The 18,719-nt window shown below is 66.6% G+C and carries 15 protein-coding genes and 2 pseudogenes; 15 read left to right on the plus strand and 2 right to left on the minus strand.

The window, feature by feature from the left end:
• Positions 1-3: 3 nt before the first annotated feature.
• From BMX16_RS06770 to BMX16_RS06835, 14 genes and pseudogenes are all read left to right on the plus strand, one after another.
• Positions 4-1,565: pseudogene (locus tag BMX16_RS06770) on the plus strand (GMC family oxidoreductase).
• 280 nt (positions 1,566-1,845) lie between these two features.
• Positions 1,846-2,889 carry a PstS family phosphate ABC transporter substrate-binding protein gene (locus tag BMX16_RS06775; RefSeq protein ID WP_089900641.1) on the plus strand — a complete coding sequence of 348 codons (1,044 nt, stop codon included), beginning with the start codon at positions 1,846-1,848 and terminating at the stop codon, positions 2,887-2,889.
• 61 nt (positions 2,890-2,950) lie between these two features.
• The gene (gene pstC / locus BMX16_RS06780) at positions 2,951-4,411 is read left to right on the plus strand and encodes a phosphate ABC transporter permease subunit PstC (RefSeq protein ID WP_089900644.1); all 1,461 of its coding nucleotides are present in this window, start codon (positions 2,951-2,953) and stop codon (positions 4,409-4,411) included.
• Positions 4,408-5,763, plus strand: coding sequence for a phosphate ABC transporter permease PstA (pstA, locus tag BMX16_RS06785; RefSeq protein ID WP_089900647.1), 1,356 nt, complete (start codon positions 4,408-4,410; stop codon positions 5,761-5,763). The genes pstC and pstA overlap by 4 nt, the downstream gene beginning before the upstream one ends.
• Positions 5,764-5,775: 12 nt before the next feature.
• Entirely contained in the window at positions 5,776-6,570 is a 795-nt protein-coding gene (pstB, locus tag BMX16_RS06790; RefSeq protein WP_089900650.1) for a phosphate ABC transporter ATP-binding protein PstB, read from the plus strand.
• Positions 6,571-6,575: 5 nt separating this feature from the next.
• The gene (phoU, locus tag BMX16_RS06795) at positions 6,576-7,289 is read left to right on the plus strand and encodes a phosphate signaling complex protein PhoU (protein WP_089900747.1); all 714 of its coding nucleotides are present in this window, start codon (positions 6,576-6,578) and stop codon (positions 7,287-7,289) included.
• Positions 7,289-7,978: a phosphate regulon transcriptional regulator PhoB gene (gene phoB / locus BMX16_RS06800; RefSeq protein ID WP_089900652.1), complete on the plus strand. Its 690-nt coding sequence runs from the start codon at positions 7,289-7,291 to the stop codon at positions 7,976-7,978. The genes phoU and phoB overlap by 1 nt, the downstream gene beginning before the upstream one ends.
• A gap of 748 nt (positions 7,979-8,726) precedes the next feature.
• The gene (locus tag BMX16_RS06805) at positions 8,727-9,806 is read left to right on the plus strand and encodes a transporter substrate-binding protein (RefSeq protein ID WP_089900654.1); all 1,080 of its coding nucleotides are present in this window, start codon (positions 8,727-8,729) and stop codon (positions 9,804-9,806) included.
• Positions 9,803-10,396: an ANTAR domain-containing response regulator gene (locus BMX16_RS06810; protein WP_089900657.1), complete on the plus strand. Its 594-nt coding sequence runs from the start codon at positions 9,803-9,805 to the stop codon at positions 10,394-10,396. Before BMX16_RS06805 ends, BMX16_RS06810 begins: the two co-directional genes overlap by 4 nt.
• Positions 10,393-11,271, plus strand: a complete 879-nt coding sequence (locus tag BMX16_RS06815) for an ABC transporter permease (protein ID WP_089900659.1) — start codon at positions 10,393-10,395, stop codon at positions 11,269-11,271. The genes BMX16_RS06810 and BMX16_RS06815 overlap by 4 nt, the downstream gene beginning before the upstream one ends.
• On the plus strand, positions 11,271-12,191 hold the full coding sequence (locus tag BMX16_RS06820; protein WP_089900662.1) for an ABC transporter permease: 921 nt from the start codon (positions 11,271-11,273) through the stop codon (positions 12,189-12,191). Before BMX16_RS06815 ends, BMX16_RS06820 begins: the two co-directional genes overlap by 1 nt.
• A gap of 21 nt (positions 12,192-12,212) precedes the next feature.
• Entirely contained in the window at positions 12,213-13,829 is a 1,617-nt protein-coding gene (locus tag BMX16_RS06825) for an ABC transporter substrate-binding protein (RefSeq protein WP_089900666.1), read from the plus strand.
• Between the two features lie 4 nt (positions 13,830-13,833).
• Complete coding sequence (locus BMX16_RS06830; RefSeq protein ID WP_089900668.1) at positions 13,834-14,793, plus strand: acetamidase/formamidase family protein; 960 nt, start codon at positions 13,834-13,836, stop codon at positions 14,791-14,793.
• Positions 14,790-16,559: an ABC transporter ATP-binding protein gene (locus BMX16_RS06835; protein WP_089900671.1), complete on the plus strand. Its 1,770-nt coding sequence runs from the start codon at positions 14,790-14,792 to the stop codon at positions 16,557-16,559. The genes BMX16_RS06830 and BMX16_RS06835 overlap by 4 nt, the downstream gene beginning before the upstream one ends.
• Here the strand turns inward: BMX16_RS06835 and BMX16_RS06840 are convergent.
• Both BMX16_RS06840 and BMX16_RS17590 read right to left on the minus strand, forming a co-directional pair.
• Positions 16,444-17,940, minus strand: coding sequence for an ABC transporter substrate-binding protein (locus BMX16_RS06840; RefSeq protein ID WP_089900674.1), 1,497 nt, complete (start codon positions 17,938-17,940; stop codon positions 16,444-16,446). The genes BMX16_RS06835 and BMX16_RS06840 overlap by 116 nt on opposite strands.
• Before the next feature lie 287 nt (positions 17,941-18,227).
• On the minus strand, positions 18,228-18,374 hold the full coding sequence (locus BMX16_RS17590) for a hypothetical protein (protein WP_177174592.1): 147 nt from the start codon (positions 18,372-18,374) through the stop codon (positions 18,228-18,230).
• Here BMX16_RS17590 and BMX16_RS18335 point away from each other — a divergent pair.
• Positions 18,340-18,719, plus strand: a pseudogene (locus BMX16_RS18335) (transposase); the annotation flags it as partial. The gene BMX16_RS17590 and the pseudogene BMX16_RS18335 sit on opposite strands and share 35 nt — an antisense overlap.

Below are 18,719 nucleotides of genomic sequence, written 5' to 3' on the forward strand. Positions count from 1 at the left end.
GGGATCACGGTTGCGAAATTTGAGCTGACCAACCCCGTCGTGGTGATCATCGGCACCGGCGCTGGCGGCTGCACGCTGGCCAACGAGCTGGCGCAGAAGGTCGTGGCGCTGGAGGCGGGCGGGCGTGACCTGCCGCCGGACGACATCGACGACGAATGGGAATCCTTCGGTCAGCTGGCGTGGCTGGACAAGCGCTCGACCAGCGGCGACTGGCGCGTGGCCCGCGATCTCTGCGGCCTGCCTGCGTGGATCGTCAAGGCGGTGAGCGGCACCTTGACCCATTGGGCGGGCGCGTCGCTGCGGTTTCGGGACCACGACTGGAAGCCGCTGACGGATTATGGCCGCGTCGATGGCGCGAACCTGCTGGACTGGCCCATCGACGGCGCGAAAATGGCGCCGTGGTACGATCTGGCCGAGGAAAAGCCGGGCGTCATCCGGACCGGCGACCGCCCGGCGCTGCCCGGCAGCAACAACTACAAGGTGCTGGAAGCGGGCGCAAAGGCCGTCGGCTATACCGAAGTCCACACAGGCCGCATGGCGATCCAGACCCGCGACGATGGCGACCGGGTGCCGTGCCAGCAGACGGGCTACTGCCTTCAGGGCTGCAAGCGGGGGGCAAAGTGGCCCACGCCGATCCGGAAATCCCGGCGGGCGAGGCGACCGGCAACCTCGAGGTGTGCGAACGGGCCCGCGCGGCGCGCCTCCTGCACGACGATACCGGTAAGGTCACGGGTGTGACCTGTTTCCACGCCGACGGGGTCGAACAGACCCAGATGGCGCGCATCGTCTGCGTGGCCGGCAACACGATCGAAAATCCGCCTCTGCTGCTGAACTCGGTCTCCGAGATTACCCCGACGGGCTGGCCGTCTCTTCCGGTCAGGTCGGGCGCAACTCCATGCGGCACGTCACCGGCTCCGGCTATGGCGTGTTCGGGCAGCCGGTGCGGATGGGGCGCGGCACGACGACGGCCGGCATCATCCAGGACGAGGCGCGGCACGACCCGTCGCGCGGCCTCGTCGGCGGCTTCGAGCTTGAGACGCGGTCGCCGGGTCTGCCGGTCATGGCGGCGTTCCTTGATCCGGGCGGTTGGGGACGCGCGTTCACGTGGGCGCTGGACAGCTATGAAAATATGGCCGGCATGTGGATTGTGGGCGAGGACCTGCCGCAGGAGACGAATCGCAGCACGGTCAACGTGGATCAGCCCGACCAGTTCAGCCTGCCGTCGCCCACCGTGCATTTCTGCGATCATCCCAACGACGTGGCGATGCGCATCCATGCCTATGAGCGCGGCATGGCGATCTACGATGCGGTGGGTGCGACCCGGTCATTCACGACGCCGCCCTATCCCAGCAGGCACAATCTGTGCACCAACCGCATGTCCGAAAACCCGCGCGACGGCGTGGTGAACAAGTGGGGCAAGACGCACGACATCCCCCAACTGGTTCGTGTCTGACGGCAGCCAGTTCACGTCTGGCGCCGCGGAGGATCCGTCGCTGACCATCGTGGCGCTGGCGATCCGTCAGGCCGACCACATTGCGTCCCAGATCGCGGCGGGCACGCTGTAGCGACTGGCAAGGCATCGCACGCGCGACGCCCTGCACGAATCCCGACCCCGTCGCACGCGATCGTGCGGCAGGGTTTTTTGCGCGGCGGGCACCGGACGCCGCGACGCGCCGAAAAATCCGCGCGGGCTCGGCCCAAATGTATGCAGAAAGATGACAGCCATGGCTACAAAGGCGGGGGCTTGTTACAAGACTGTCACAAAACCTTCGTATAGCGTTCACAGGTTACCAATAGTTGCCGCACAGGCCCTGCTGCCGGGCCATTAGCAAACCTGGAGATGACATGTCCCCCACCAAGCTTTCGACCTCGGCTCTGGCGATTATCGCCCTGACCGCAACCGGTGCCGCCGCGCAGACGCGCGAGCAGGTCCAGATCTCTGGCTCCTCGACCGTGCTGCCCTATGCGACGATCGTGGCCGAGTCCTTTGCCGAGAACTTCGATTTCCCGAGCCCCGTCGTCGAAGGTGGTGGGTCCGGTGCCGGCCGTCAGCGGTTCTGTGAGGGCGTGGGCGACAACACCATCGACATCGCCAACTCGTCCTCGCGCATCAGCCAGAACGACATCGACACCTGCGCCGCCAACGGCGTGACCGAGATCATGGAAGTCCGCTTCGGCTACGACGGTATCGTGTTCGCGACGGACGTGAACGGCCCGGCATTTGCCCTGACCCCGGCTGACATGTTCACGGCCCTTGCCGCCGAAGTCGTCGTGGACGGCGCCGTCGTGCCGAACACGTTCACCAGCTGGGCCGAAGTGAACCCGGAACTGCCCGACCAGCCGATCCTGGCACTGGTGCCCGGCACCCGTCACGGCACGCGCGAAGTGTTCGACGAGAACGTGATCCTGGCGGGCTGTGAAGAAACCGGCGCCATGGAAGCCTTCATCGCGGCCGGTGCCGACGAGGATACCGCCGAAGGTCAGTGCACCACCCTGCGCACCGACGGCGTGTCCGTCGACATCGACGGCGACTACACCGAGACGCTGTCGCGCCTGCAGGCCGACACCAATGCGGTCGGCGTGTTCGGTCTGTCGTTCTACACCAACAACACCCAGACCCTGCAGGTCGCCACGATGAGCGGCGTCACGCCGTCCACCGAGACCGTCGCAAGCGGTGAGTACCCCGTGTCGCGTCCGCTGTACTTCTACGTCAAGAACGCCCACCTGGACGTGATCCCGGGTCTGCGCGAATACGTCGAGTTCTTCCTGTCGGACGACATGGCAGGCCCGGACGGCCCGCTGGCCGCCTATGGTCTGGTGTCCGACCCGGAACTGGCCGCGACGCAGGACATGGTCGCCGCAGCCACCCCGATGGGTCCGCTGGAATAAATCCGGATCGGGGGGCGGCGGCAACGCCGCCCCCCATTCACCACCTAGTCGGGATCCGGCCATGAGCGTTCTGTTTCTGTCAGCCTTCATCGCGGTCATCGGCGCAGCCGGTTACGTCATCTGCCGCCAGCGGGCCATGGCCTCGGCGGACGGAAACATCCGCAACCTTCATTCCCTCCCCTCCTATTACGGCTGGCACGGCGCCATCATGGCAGCCGTCCCGGCCATGTTCGGTCTGGCGATCTGGCTGCTGGTGCAGCCGATGCTGATCGAGCGGCAGTTGCAGAACTACTTTCCCGCGGCCGAGGTCGAGAACCCCGCCGCGATGACGCTGTTGATGGGCGACGTGCGCCGCGTCGCCGGCGGCATCGACGTCGCGGTCGCACGGGGTGCGCTGACCGAGGCCGAGGTGGCGGCGCTGGACAGCGGCAGATCCGACATCCGCGCGGAACTCAGCAGCGTCGGCGTGGCGCTGGGGTCGCAGGTGACGCCGCAGGTGCTGGCCGCCGCCAAGGATTACCGTGCCTCTGCCGCGACCGGCGCCATCGGGCGCAGTATCCTCGTCTTCGTTCTGGCGCTGGCGGGATTTGCCTATGCGGTGCGGGCGACGCACAAGGATTTCCGCGCCCGCAACCGGGTCGAACGCGTGACGCTGGGCCTGCTGATGCTGGCATCGATCATTGCGATCATGACCACCGTGGGCATCGTCGCGTCGCTGCTCAGCGAATCGCTGCGCTTCTTTACCTTCTATCCGGTCGGGGACTTCTTCTTCGGTCTGACGTGGTCGCCCAATTTCCGCGGCAACAGCCAGCTTGGCCTGCTGCCGCTGCTGTGGGGCACGCTCTACATCAGCTTCATCGCCATGCTGGTGGCGGTGCCGCTGGGTGTGTTCGCCGCGATCTATCTGGCTGAATACGCCTCGCCCCGGGCGCGGTCGGTGCTGAAACCGCTGATCGAGATCATCGCGGGCATCCCCACGGTGGTATTCGGCCTGTTCGCCCTGGTGACAGTGGGTCCGTTCCTGCGCGACTACTTCGCGCAGCCGCTGGGGCTTGGCAACTCAGGTTCGTCCGTGATGACCGCAGGCATCGTGATTGGTATCCTGAACATCCCATTCATCTCGTCATTGTCCGACGACATCATCAACGCCGTGCCGCAGTCGATGCGCGACGGCAGCCTGGGTCTGGGTGCGACGAAGTCGGAGACGATCCGTCAGGTCGTGCTGCCCGCCGCCCTGCCGGGGATCGTCGGCGCGATCCTGATGGCCACGAGCCGCGCCATCGGGGAGACGATGATCGTGACGCTGGGGGCCGGGGCCGCCGCACGACTGGACCTTAATCCGTTCGAGGCGATGACAACCATCACCGTCAAGATCGTCAGCCAGCTGACAGGCGACACCGAGTTCAATTCGCCAGAGACGCTGGTGGCCTTCGCGCTGGGCCTGACGCTGTTCGCCTTTACCCTCGTCCTCAACATCGTGGCGCTGCTGATCGTGCGCCGCTATCGGGAGCAATACGAATGACCGACGCCATCGCCACGGGCATTCCAGCGGCCGGTCCGCGCCGTTCGATCCTGATCGAGGATGCGCTGACGCGCAAACGCAACCGGTCCGAGCGGCGGTTCAAGATGTATGGTCTGGGGGCGATCACGATCAGCCTTCTGGTGCTGTTCGTCATGCTGTTCACGATCTTTCGCGACGGCTATACCGCGTTCTTTCAGGCCAGCCTGACGTTTCCGGTCACGCTGGACGCCGAAGCACTGGACGAGAACGGCAACCGCGATCCGGCCGAACTGGCCGGTGTCACGACCATCGGCTACGGCAACCTGCTGCGCGCCGCGCTGATCCAGCACCTGAATGCCGAAGGCATCGATCTGGGCGGTGTCAGCGAGGCGGACGTGGGCGCGCTGATTTCCCGCGACGGCCCGGCGCAGCTGCGCGATCAGGTGCTGGCGGACCCCGACCTGATCGGTCAGACGATCGAGCTTCAGACGCTCGCGACCAGCCGTCTGGACGGCTATCTCAAGGGGCGGGTGACGATGGAGACGGCGCTGCTGGACAGCAACATCTCGCCCGAACAGCTGCAGCTGGCCGACCGGCTGAGCGAGGCGGGCATCATGACGACCGCCTTCAACCCGGGTTTCCTGACGCTGCCGGACGCCTCCGACCAGCGGCCAGAGGCGGCGGGACTGGGCGTGGCGATCATCGGCTCGCTCTACATGATGTTCCTCGTGCTGATCATGACGCTGCCGATCGGCGTGGCCGCGTCGATCTACCTCGAGGAATTCGCGCCGAAGAACTGGTTCACCGATATCATCGAGGTGAACATCTCGAACCTCGCCGCCGTGCCGTCCATCGTGTTCGGCATCCTCGGGCTGGCGCTGTTCATCAACTTCGCGGGCATGCCCGCATCCTCGACGCTGGTGGGTGCGCTGGTGCTGACGCTGATGACGCTGCCGACGATCATCATCGCGACGCGGGCCAGCCTGCGCGCCGTGCCGCCGTCGATCCGCGATGCAGCACTGGGTGTCGGTGCGTCGAAGATGCAGACGGTGTTCCACCACGTCCTGCCGCTGGCGATGCCCGGCATCCTGACGGGCACGATCCTGGGTCTGGCCACGGCGCTGGGGGAAACCGCACCGCTGCTGCTGATCGGCATGGTGGCCTTCGTCAACTCCTATCCGGCGCCGCCGCTGGACGGCGGGTTCCTCGATCCGGCGACGGCGCTGCCGGTGCAGGTGTATTCCTGGGCCTCCCGGTCCGACCCCGCGTTCCTCGAACGCTCATCGGGGGCCATCATCGTGTTGCTGGCCTTCCTCGTTGTCATGAACGCCGTCGCGATCATCCTGCGCCGCCGTTTCGAACGCCGCTGGTAAGGGGCCCCCGCCATGAACGATATGCGAGTAGATCAGACCATGATGACCACCGACAACAAGATCACCGCCCGCGGCGTGCAGGTGCATTACGGCACCAACCACGCGCTGAAGGATGTGGACGTGGACATCCGCGACAAGATGGTCACGGCCTTCATCGGTCCGTCGGGCTGCGGCAAGTCCACCTTTCTGCGGTGTCTGAACCGGATGAACGACACCGTCGCCAGCGCCCGCGTCACCGGCAAGATCCTGCTGGAAGGCGAGGACATCTATGACCCCAAGGTCGATCCGGTTCAGTTGCGCGCCAAGGTCGGCATGGTGTTCCAGAAGCCCAACCCGTTCCCCAAGTCGATCTACGACAACGTGGCCTACGGCCCGCGCATCCACGGCATGGCGGGCAACAAGGCGGAGCTGGACGAGATCGTGGAAACCTCGCTGCGCGGGGCCGCCCTGTGGAACGAGGTCAAGGACCGTCTGACGGAACCGGGCACCGGCCTGTCTGGCGGCCAGCAGCAACGCCTGTGCATCGCCCGCGCCGTCGCCACCTCGCCAGAGGTGTTGTTGATGGACGAGCCGTGCTCGGCCCTCGATCCCATCGCCACCGCACAGGTCGAAGAGCTGATCGACGATCTGCGGTCGCGTTTTTCAGTCGTGATCGTCACGCACTCCATGCAGCAGGCGGCGCGCGTCAGCCAGAAGACCGCGTTCTTCCACCTCGGCAATCTGGTGGAGTTCAACGACACGGACAAGATCTTTACCAGCCCGCAGGACCCGCGGACTGAAAGCTATATCAGCGGACGGATCGGATGATGGCCATGCAGGACAAACACATCGTCACGTCCTTCGACCGGGAACTGGAAGGCGTGCAGATCGACGTTGTCAAGATGGGCGGCATGGTCGAGGCCGCGCTGAAGACCGCCATCAAGGCGCTGGTGGAGCGTGATACGGATCTGGCGCACCGCGTCGTCGCTGGCGACCACGACATCGACGCGCTGGAGTTGAAGATCAAGACGGACACCGCCCGGCTGCTGGCCTTGCGCGCGCCCACCGCGACCGATCTGCGACTGGTGCTGGCCGTGATGGAGATCAGCGCCCATCTGGAACGCTGCGGTGACTACGCCAAGAACATCGCCAAGCGCACCGTGGCCACTGCCGAAGGCGATGCGGCGGGTGCCGTGCTGGGATCACTGCGGCGCATGGCGGATTTCGTGCTGATCATGGTTGGCGATGCGCTGGATGCCTTCATCAAGCGGGACGCCGGCGTCGCGGCCGAGATCATCCGCCGGGACGAAGAGGCGGACGAGATGTACAACACGGTCTTCCGGTCGCTGCTGACCCACATGATGGAGGATCACCGCAACATCACCGTGGGGATGCAGTTGCATTTCATCGCCAAGAACATCGAACGCGTCGGTGACCATGCCACCGGGATCGCAGAACAGACGATCTACCTCGTGACAGGCAGCCGCCCCGATGACGAACGGCCCAAGATGGACCGCACCACACTGCTGCAGGACACCCAGAGCTGATGAACGATCTGCAGCCCACCGTCCTGATCGTCGAGGATGAGCCTGCCCAGCGCGAGATCCTGACCTTCAACCTGGAGGCGCAGGGGTTCCGCGTGGTGTCCACCGCCGACGGGTCCGAGGCGTTGATGATGATCGCCGAAGAGATGCCGGACTTGATCCTGCTGGACTGGATGCTGCCGGGCACCAGCGGCATCGAGATCTGCCGTCAAGTCAAGATGCAGCCCAGCTTGCGCGGCATCCCGATCATCATGATCTCGGCCCGCTCGGAGGACGACGAAAAGGTGCGCGGTCTGGAAACCGGGGCGGACGACTACATCTCCAAGCCCTATTCCGTCGCAGAGCTGATCGCGCGCGCCAAGGGTCAGTTGCGCCGCTCGCGCCCTGCCAGCGTGGGCGAGCGGCTGGTGTTCGACGACATGATCCTCGACCCGGAAACCCACCGGGTGTTCCGGTCCGACAAGGAGGTGAAGCTGGGTCCGACCGAGTTTCGTCTGCTGACGACCCTGATGGAAAAGCCGGGCCGGGTCTGGAACCGGGAACAGCTGCTGGACCGGGTCTGGGGCCGCGACATCTATGTGGATACCCGCACCGTCGATGTCCATGTCGGTCGCCTGCGCAAGGCGCTGGCCAGCCACGGCGGCGACGATCCGATCCGCACCGTGCGTGGCGCGGGGTATGCGTTGGGCTGACGGACCGTCTGCGGGCGCGTCATGACGACCCGGCCCGGGCGGAGGCGCGTGTGCGGCGACGGTGGGCACGTTGTGCCGGATGGCTGACATCGCGCCAGCGACAGGCGTGTCTGGTGGTGATCCGCGTCCGGAATGTTTACGCAGGACGCGGGTGGTCACATAGCGGCTTGCAGCTCGGTAAAGACCATTTAATCGTCGGTCCTGACCGTGCTGCTGATCGCATCGGGACCCGCAGGTTGGACAGGATCGTCGCTGACCGGGCAGGGTCCGCCGGGCGGACGCGGGGGGTGGCCCCCCTTAGCGCGCAGATTGTGCCATGACACGCCGTGTCGCCCAATGCGCCGGCGTGGGTGCGATGTGTGCGGTCGACTCGTGGTAGACCGCCGCGCACACGCCTGTGCGGGCGACGCAGCCGACGTTGCGCCGTATCGTGACGGGGCCGGGCGGTTTCAGACGGGGCCGCGCATCATCTGCCTAAATTTCGTTCACCGCCGACACCTTTTTGAAAAACTCAGCATATACAAGGCGCCAGCGAACCCCCACCCGTTCGAGGCGGGTCGGATACCCCTACAAAACGCCTGTTTTCACGCCGCGCCGCCTGTCGTCGCGGTCAGCGTCTTGACGTAGCGCAAGGCGCGGGACAACGTGAGTGCAAATCCGGCTGAACGCCGACCGGCATGCGCGCCCCGTTCCGACCATCACCCCGAGTGCTGGATCGGTTGCGGGGCTTTTTCGTTTTGGGAACCCAGTGAGACGCACCATCGCCATCGGAATCCTGTTCTCGCGCAGCGGGGCCTATGCCCGCATCGGGCAGGCCTGCCGCACCGGGGCGTTGAACGCCATCGCTGCGATCAATGCCGATCCGGACCGCACGATCACGTTGGCGGCCGTCGACCGCGACCCCGCGGGCAACGTCGACCTTTATGCCCCGCTGTGCGCCGAAATCCTGCGCAACACCCCCGCCCGCCACATCGTCGGTTGCGTCACGTCCTCCAGCCGCAAGGAGGTCATCCCGACGCTGGAGAAGTGCGACGGCACCCTGTGGTATCCGGTGCCCTACGAAGGGTTCGAGGCGTCCGACCGTGTGGTCTATCTGCACGCCAGCCCGAACCAGCACCTGCTGCCGCTGCTGGACTGGGTGATCCCGACCCATGGCGGACGCGCCTATCTGGTCGGATCGAACTATATCTGGGGGTGGGAGATGAACCGCATCGCCCGCGACCGGATCATGGCGGCGGATGGTCAGGTGCTGGGCGAACGGTATCTACCTGTCGGCTCCATCGACATCGACCGCATGATCGAGGAGATCCGCGCGACCGCGCCCGATTTCGTCCTCAACTCGCTGATCGGGCCGTCGTCCTATGCCTTCCTGCGGGCGTTTGCGGCGCTGGGCATCGCAGATGCGCGGTTCCGGCCGGATCGCTGTCCGGTGCTGTCGTGCAACCTGACCGAATGCGAACTGCCCGACATCGGATCTGCGTCAGAGGGTCTGATCGCCGCCGGTCCCTATTTCCGCAGCCCTGCCGACAGCCGGTTCGGCAGCAGCCACGAGGCGGCGGCGCACCGCGCGGTGATGACGCTGGCATGCCTGCTGGAACAGTCCCCGTCCGCCGCCGACGACAGCATCGCCACCTTGCTTGCGACACCCGCCGGGCGCGCCAGCGGGATCGACGCGCAGACCCATCACATGATGCAAGCCGCGCTGATCGCGCAGGTGCGGGACGGCGGTTTCGTCACCTCCCACGACGCGGGTGTGCGGGCGGGCGATCCGTATCTGACCGGGCCACGGGATGCGCGTCTGCGCCCCCCCCTGCGGGTGGTGTCATGAGCGGGGCTGTCCGCCACGCGGATCTGGGCGGGATGCTGGCGGTGATCCTGCACCGCCCCCATCCCGCCGTCACGGCCCTGACGCGGCAGTTGCAGGCGGTCGGTCTGCGCGCGGACACGCAGTGGCCGGATCTGCCCGTTGCAGCGCTTGCCGCGGATTTCGTCTTTTTCGACGCGGACATGGGGTTCGACGAGCAGTTCCCGTGGCCCAAGGGCGCGGCCCCCATGCCCCTGATCGCCTTGATCGGGTCGGAGGCACCGGGCCGCATCGACTGGGCGCTGTCCACCGGCGCTGATGCGCAGATCCTGAAACCCGTGGGCGACAGCGGCGTCTATTCCGCGCTGCTGATCGCGCGCCACGGGTTCGCGACGCGGCGTGCGTTGGCCGCAGAGGCGGATGATCTGCGCCGCCGTCTGGACGCGCGCCAAAGCGTCGTTCTGGCGGTGATCCAGCTGTCCCGCACCGCAGGGTCGGAGGATGCGGCCTATGCCGCCCTGCGCCGCATGGCGATGGACGCCCGCATCGGGATCGAGGAGGCGGCAGAGCGCGTGCTGGCCCGCGGCCTGCGCCCCACAGGGGGCACGGCATGACCGCCATGACCGCCACCCGCGTGACCGATGGCGTCTGGCGCAGGCTGCGGCGCAGGCCGCTGGCACTGATTGGCATGGCGCTGGTGGCAACCATCGTTCTGGCGGCACTACTGGCCCCGTGGATCGCGCCCTATGACCCGTTCGAGCAGCATTTCGACGGGCTGACGCTTTATGGTGAACCGCTGCCGCCGGGGGGCGCGTTCCTGCTGGGCACTGACCTGCTGGGCCGCGACCTGTTCAGCCGCCTGCTGTACGGCGCGCGCACGTCGCTGATCATCGGGGTGGTGGCGAATGGCGCGGCCCTGCTGATCGGCACGGTCATCGGGCTGACGGCGGGGTTTTTTCAAGGCTGGATCGGCACCGTGTTGATGCGGTTCACCGATCTGATGATGGCGTTTCCCGCGCTGCTGCTGGCGATCTGTCTCGCTGCCGTGCTGCAACCGTCGCTGTGGATCGTGGCTTTTGTGATCGCCATGGTGAACTGGGTGCAGACCGCGCGGGTGATCTATACCGAAACCACGGCACTCGCCGCACGCGATTTCATTGCGGCACAGCGCACGCTGGGGGCGGGGACGGGCCGCATCCTGTTCCGCCACATCCTGCCGCATTTGGTGCCGATGATCATCGTCTGGGGGACGTTGGGCATTTCCACCACCGTGCTGCTGGAGGCAACCTTGAGCTATCTCGGCGTCGGCGTGCAGCCCCCGATGCCAAGCTGGGGCAACATCATCTTCGAGAACCAGACCTATTTCCAGTCGGCCCCGTGGCTGGTGTTCTGGCCGGGGCTTGCCATCGTGGTGCTGGCGCTGGCGTTCAACCTTGTGGGCGACGCGCTGCGCGACGTGCTGGACCCGGCGTTGCGGGGGTCCGACTGATGGCCGCTTATCTGATCCGCCGCCTGTTCCAGTCGGCCCTGATCCTGTTGGGCGTGTCGTTCATCACGTTCCTGCTGCTCTATGTGCTGCCTGCCGATCCGGTGCGGCAGATCGCGGGGCGGTCCGCCACGCCGCAGAACATCGCCAGCATCCGCGCGCAACTGGGCCTCGATCAGCCCTTCTTCGTGCAATACGGGCGCTACCTGTGGGCGTTGCTGCAGGGCGACATGGGGCGTAGCTACCTCCAGCGGACCGATGTGGCGTCGCTGATCTGGGCGCGGCTGCCCGCATCGCTGTTGCTGATGGTGGCGGGCATCGGGGCAGAGCTGGTGATCGGCCTGACCATGGGTGTGGTCGCCGCCCTGTGGCGCGGGCGCACGATCGACAACGGGCTGATGATGACCAGTTTCGTCACCGTGTCGGCCCCGCAGTTCGTGGTCGCCCTGCTGCTCCTCTACGTCTTTGCGGTGCAGCTGGGGTGGTTTCCCATCGGCGGCTACGGCACGCCCGCGCATCTGGTGCTGCCTGCGCTGACGCTCGGCATCCTTGGGTCCGGCTGGTATGCCCGCATGATGCGGTCCAGCATGGTCGAGGTGCTGCGCGCCGATTTCGTCCGCACCGCGCGGGCCAAGGGGCTGACCCGTGGCCGCGTCATCCTGCGCCATGCGCTGCCCAACGCGATCCTGCCCGTCATCGCCATGATCGGCATCGACATCGGCATCTTCATGGGCGGCATCGTGGTGGTCGAAAGCGTGTTCGGCTGGCCCGGGATCGGCCAGCTCGCATGGCAGGCGATCCAGCGCGTCGACATACCAATCATCATGGGCGTCACACTCGTGTCCGCCTGCGCCATCGTGATCGGCAACCTGCTGGCCGATCTGGTGGCGCCCCTCATCGACCCCCGTATCCGTATCCGCTAACCCCAACAGGAGAGTTGAACCATGAAGAAACTGCTTGCCTCCACCGCCCTGATCGCATCGCTGTCGCTGCCCGCCATGGCGCAAGAGACGCTGGATCCCAACGCCACGCCCGGCGGCAACATCACCGTCACCTACAAGGACGACGTGGCCACACTGGACCCGGCCATCGGTTACGACTGGCAGAACTGGTCGATGATCAAGTCGCTGTTCGACGGGCTGATGGACTATGAGCCCGGCACCACCACGCTGCGTCCCGGTCTGGCCGAAAGCTACGAGGTGTCCGAGGACGGCCTCACCTTTACCTTTGCCCTGCGCCCCGGTGTCGTGTTCCACAACGGACGCGAGATGACGGCGGAGGACGTGAAATACTCGCTCGACCGCGTGACGCTGCCGGAAACCGCATCGCCGGGGGCGGGATTCTTTGCCGCCATCGCTGGCTATGACGCCATGGCGAGCGGTGAGGCCACGACGCTGGAAGGCGTCACGGTGGTGGACCCGCTGACCGTGCAGATCACCCTGTCGCGCCCCGATGCCACGTTCCTGCACGTCATGGCGCTGAACTTCGCGTCCGTCGTCCCGCAGGAAGCGGTCGAGGAAGCGGCCGGTGATTTCGGGCGCATGCCCGTGGGCACGGGTGCCTTCAAGCTGGCGGACTGGACCGTGGGCCAGTCGCTGCTGTTCGAGAAGAATGCCGATTACTGGCGCGCGGGGCTGCCGTACCTTGACACCGTGACGTTCGAGGTCGGTCAGGAGCCCATCGTCGCCCTGCTGCGCCTGCAGAACGGCGAGGTCGACGTGCCCGGCGACGGCATCCCGCCCGCCAAGTTCCAGGAGGTGATGGCAGACCCCGAACAGGCCGCCCGCGTGGTCGAGGGCGGTCAGCTGCAGACCGGCTACATCACCCTGAACGTCACCGCCGCCCCCTTCGATCAGGTCGAGGTGCGTCAAGCGGTGAACATGGCGATCAACAAGGACCGCATCGTGCAGCTGATCAACGGGCGCGCCGTGCCCGCGAACCAGCCGCTGCCGCCGTCGATGCCGGGCTATACCGCCGATTACGACGGCTATGCCTATGACGTGGAGGCCGCCAAGGCGCTGCTGGCCGAGGCCGGTCTGGCCGACGGGTTCGAGACGGAGCTTTACGTCATGAATACCGACCCCAACCCGCGCATCGCGCAGGCGATCCAGCAGGATCTGGCGGCGATCGGTGTCACCGCGTCGATCCAGAGCCTCGCGCAGGCCAATGTGATCGAGGCGGGCGGTGCTGGCACGGCCCCGATGATCTGGTCCGGCGGCATGGCGTGGATCGCTGACTTCCCCGATCCCTCGAACTTCTTCGGCCCGATCCTGGGTTGCGCCGGAGCGGAGGAGGGCGGCTGGAACTGGTCCAAGTTCTGCAATGCCGAGATCGACGCCGCCGCGACCGCCGCCGACAGCATGATCGACCCGGCCACGCCGGAGCGTCTGGCCATGTGGTCCGACGTCTACATGAAGGTGATGGAGGAAGCGCCATGGGTGCCGGTGTTCAACGAACAGCGCTACACCATGAAGTCGGCGCGGATGGGCGGCGATGACGCGCTCTACGTCGATCCGGTGTCGATCCCGGTGAACTACGACTACGTCTACGTGACCGAGTAAGACCATGTGCAAGGCGTGCGACTATACGATCCACGGGGCGCAGCACCACTTTGGCTGGGACAATGCGATTGCCCCGGTCCAACGGGTGGAGCCCGGTGCGACGATCCTGTTCCACTGCCACGACAGTTCGGCGGGCCAGCTTGGCCCGTCGTCCACCGTGGCCGACGTGGTGGCGCTGGATTTCGGCAAGATCAACCCGGTCAGCGGCCCGATCTGGGTCGAAGGGGCGGAGCCCGGCGACGCGATCAAGGTGACGCTCGACAGCTTTGCCCCGCAGGTGCAGGACGGAAGGGGCTGGGGCTGGACCGCCAACATTCCGGGCTTCGGCCTGCTTGCGGACCAGTTCACCGACCCCGCCCTGCACGTGTGGTCCTATGACCCGGACAGCATGGCGCCGTCGCTGTTCGGAGCGGAGGCGCGGGTGCCGTTGAAGCCCTTTGCAGGCACCATCGGCAACGCGCTGGCAGAACCGGGGCTGCATTCCGTCGTGCCGCCGCGCCGTGTGGGTGGCAACCTCGACATCCGCGATCTGAGTGCAGGGACGACCCTGTGGCTGCCGGTCGAGGTGGCGGGTGCGCTGTTCAGCGTGGGCGACACCCACGCCGCGCAGGGCGATGGAGAGGTCTGCGGCACGGCGATCGAGAGCCCGATGGACGTGGTCCTGACCCTTGATCTGGTGAAGGGGATGAAGCTGAAGACGCCGCGTTTCACCACGCCGGGGCCGGTCACGCGGCATCTTGACGCCAAGGGGTACGAGGTGACGACGGGCATCGGGCCGGACCTGATGGCAGCTTCCCGCGATGCGGTGGCGGCCATGGTCGATCACCTGTGCGCCACGCGCGGCATGGCGGCGGTCGATGCCTATATGCTGGTCAGCACCTGCGGCGATCTGCGCATCTCGGAAATCGTGGACATGCCCAATTGGGTCGTCAGCTTCTACTTTCCGCGCTGCGTGTTCGAATGACCGATCCGGCACAACCGACCGGGGCCGCAGCGGCCCCGGTCCTGTCCGTGCAGGGGCTGTGCGTCAGCGTCCGCACCGATGCGGGGCTGGTGCCGCTGGTCAGCGACATCAGCTTCGATCTGGCGCGTGGCGAAACGCTGGCCATCGCGGGCGAAAGCGGGTCAGGCAAGTCGATCACCTCGCTGGCGATCATGGGTCTGCTGCCGCCGCCTGCGGTGCGGGTGACGGGCGGGGAAATCCGCCTTGGCGACACGGTGCTGACGACCTTGCCCGAATCCCGGATGCGGGGCCTGCGCGGCGACCGCATCGCGATGATCTTTCAGGAACCGATGACCAGTCTGAACCCGGTGATGACCGTGGGCGCGCAACTGGTCGAGGCGATCCGCGCCCATGCGCCGCTGTCCCGCCGCGCGGCACAGGCAGAGGCGCTGGCGGCGCTGACCGCCGTGCGCCTGTCGGAACCCGCCCGCCGGATGGGGCAATACCCGCACGAGCTGTCGGGGGGGATGCGCCAGCGGGTGATGATCGCGATGGCGCTGGCGTTGAAGCCCGACGTGCTGATTGCGGACGAGCCGACGACCGCGCTGGACGTGACCGTGCAGCGCGAGGTGCTGGACCTGCTGCGCGACCTGCAACGCACCCACGGCACGGCGATCCTGCTGATCACCCACGACATGGGCGTGGTGGCCGAAATGGCCGACCGCGTGATCGTGATGCGCCGAGGCATGGTGCAGGAGATGGGGCAGGTGCGCCAGATTTTCGCCGCACCCAAGGCCGCCTACACCCGCGACCTGCTGGCCGCCGTGCCGCGGATGGGGCAGGGCGGCGACGCGGTGCCGCGCAGCACCGCCCCCGTGGTGGCGCAGCTGACCGACGTTCAGGTGCGCTATGACCTGCGCGGCGGTGTGCTGAACCGCGTGACCCACCGGGTCCACGCGGTGGAGGGTGTCAGTTTCGACATCCGTGCGGGCGAGACATTCTCGCTGGTGGGCGAATCCGGCTGCGGCAAGTCCACCATCGCCCGCGCGATGGTCGGTCTGACGCCGCATCAGGGCACCATCCGCATCGCGGATCAGGCGGTGGGCACCATGACCGCGCAATCCCGCAAGAGCCTGAGTGCGGTGGCGCAGATCGTGTTTCAGGACCCGATGGCGGCGCTCGATCCCCGCATGACCGTGGGCGACCAGATCGCGGAGCCGCTGTTGATCCACGGGCAGGGCAACCGCGCCACGCGCCGCGCCCGGGCCGCCGACCTGATGGACCGCGTCGGGCTGACGGCGGCGCAACTCGACAACTATCCGCACGAATTTTCCGGCGGCCAGCGGCAGCGCATCTGCATCGCCCGCGCGTTGGCGCTGACCCCGAAACTGATCGTCGCGGACGAAAGCGTCTCGGCGCTGGACGTGTCGGTGCAGGCGCGGGTGCTGGACCTGCTGCGTGCGCTGAAGGACGAGTTCGCGATCGCCATGCTCTTCATCAGCCACGACATGGCGGTGGTCGAGAACATCTCGGACCGGGTCGGCGTCATGCATCTGGGCCAGATCGTCGAGATCGGCAGCCGCGCCCAGATCTTTGGCAACCCGCAGCATCCCTATACCCGGCGCCTGATGGCCGCGGTGCCGGTGGCCGACCCTGCGGCGGTGCGCCCGGTCATCCCGCGCATGGCGGGCAACAGCCCCAATCCGGTGCACAAGGTCGGTGCGGTGGTGCCCCGCCACCGTCTGGTGGCGGTGGCCGACGGTCATCTCGTCGCGCAGGCGGGGTGACGGGGCTGGCCCTGTACGCTGTGCCCCGTGTTGCCACCTGCGTCACGGGGCAGCCTATGGACTGTGCCAGCCTGCGACGACCGCCGGTCTGTTCCCGCTCTTTGCGCAAGACTTCCTCATGACACGCACGACGCTTTGCCTGTCTTGATGCAAAGCCGCATCCACATGTCCCACTGTCGCGCGAGCGCATGGATCTGGTTCTCGGCGTCCTGAATGGCCTGCTTCGGTGACCTGCCGCCGAACACGGCGTCGTGGATTGCCTGACCCAGCGTCCGTTTGATCGGGTTGAACGCGGGGGGTCGGCGGGCGGGACCACGTCACCAGTTCGTTCCGGCGGGCCATCTGGTCGACCATCCGCACGATGGGGGGAGGAGGCCAGCGCCTGCGGATCGGCACAGACGGACAACCGGGGGGCGACGGGAGCGCCGTTCTTGACGTGGGCCTTCATGGCCTCCGGCGACACCATCCATGCGACGGCGTCGATGATCTGTTGCTGCCGCGCCGGGTCGACGGGTGCCGGGATCGTCATGAGGAAACCGCAGCCTGGGCCGGGGGGCGACAGATATGCGACGCGCCGGGCCACGCGGGAGCTCAGCTCATGCTCGAACCGGGCGGCGCGCATCGTCCAGCAACAGGCCATGCCAGCCTGCCCGGACATGAAGCAGGCGATCCGCCTTTCCCAGTCCATCGTCGCGATATCGGAGGGCGACACTTCGACGAGCGGCTTCATGCAGTCGATGACTTCGAGCGAATCCGGCGTGTCGACCTGCAGCTTCAACAGTTCGAACCGGTCGTAGCGCCAGCTGTCCTGATTGTGCAGCGGCATGTCGGTGATCGTCCTCTGGCAGGCGGCCAGGAAGAACATGAACGAATGGGCGATCGGCATGCCGCGCTGGCCGTTCCGGGCGATACCATAGAGTTCGCTGCCGGGGCGGTGCAGCACCCGCGCGGCCCGGATCGTGTCGTCGAAGGTCGCGGGATAGGCCAGCACCTTCTGCTCGACCAGATCCCGTCGCACGGCCAGAATGTCGATCGTGCAATACAGCGGGATGCCATACTGCGTGCCGTTCCAGTTGCCCGTCTCCCAGGCGGAGGGGTGGAAGTCGAACGCGTTGATCGGCGCGTCCGTCAGCAGATCGACCAGCGGGGCCAGCAGCCCCTGTTCGGCGAACTCTCCCAGCCAGGGCATGTTCACCGCCATGACGTCTTGGGCGGGCGTGGTGCTTTGCCCCGTTGCGCGGGCGCTGGGGTGCAGGGCGGGCGGGCGTTGCATGTCGAAGCTGCTCTTGCGGCCCAGATCGTTGCGGAAATCCGACCACATGTTGCGCAGCGCGGCGAAGTGGTTGTCGTCGTTCAGCGGGAACCGGATGTCGTTCGGCACCGCACCCACCCTGTCCCGGGCTGGACGGGGAGATGATCTGCGACGCGAAACAGCTGCCGCTGAAGTAGTATTCGTTGGCCGCCGTGCCCTTGCGCAGACCGAAGGTCTTGGTCAGATGCGCCTTGACGTCGTTGGCAGAGCCCGTGAACGCGGTCAGCAGCCGGTCCGTCGGGCACAGGACATGGGTCTTGAGCCCGCGACCGCGCGGGACCGTGCGGATCAGATCGTCCGCGATCATCTTTGTCACCATGCGGTTGCCGGTGCCATAGGTACATGGGCCAGCGTGATCAGGCCCGATTTGTCGATTGGGCTGTCCGCAGGTGGGCATCGACCAGTTCGAGCACGATGTTCCAGTAGACGTCGGGCTTTGCATCGGGCAGGCCCGCGTCGAAGGGCTGCACCGCCACCTCCGACATCCGTGTGGTCGCGTTCACCCCAGCCGGGAAGTCGACAGCCCCGTCCTGCCGGACCTCTGAGGGCCAAGACAGCGGCACCGTTACCGCAGACGGCGCCTACGACCCGGGGCTTCGCCCGTTCAGGGCTGAATTGATCCACTGGATCAATTCCGAGACGCCCTTCACCCCGCCGCTGCCATAGCGCCATCATCGCACACGGTGGCACTGCGATCATCCCGATCCGCAAGAACGGTCGGCCATGGAAGGAAGACTGCCCAGCCGCCCGGGCGCGCAATGAAACCCTGCGCGCCACACGTCACTATGGTCGGGCATTCTGGAAGCGGTGGACCGGATGCCACGCCCGCAGCCGCGCCGAAGCCAAGA

Origin of the sequence: Loktanella fryxellensis (assembly GCF_900110065.1) — a bacterium.
GTDB classification, from domain to species: Bacteria; Pseudomonadota; Alphaproteobacteria; order Rhodobacterales; family Rhodobacteraceae; genus Loktanella; species Loktanella fryxellensis.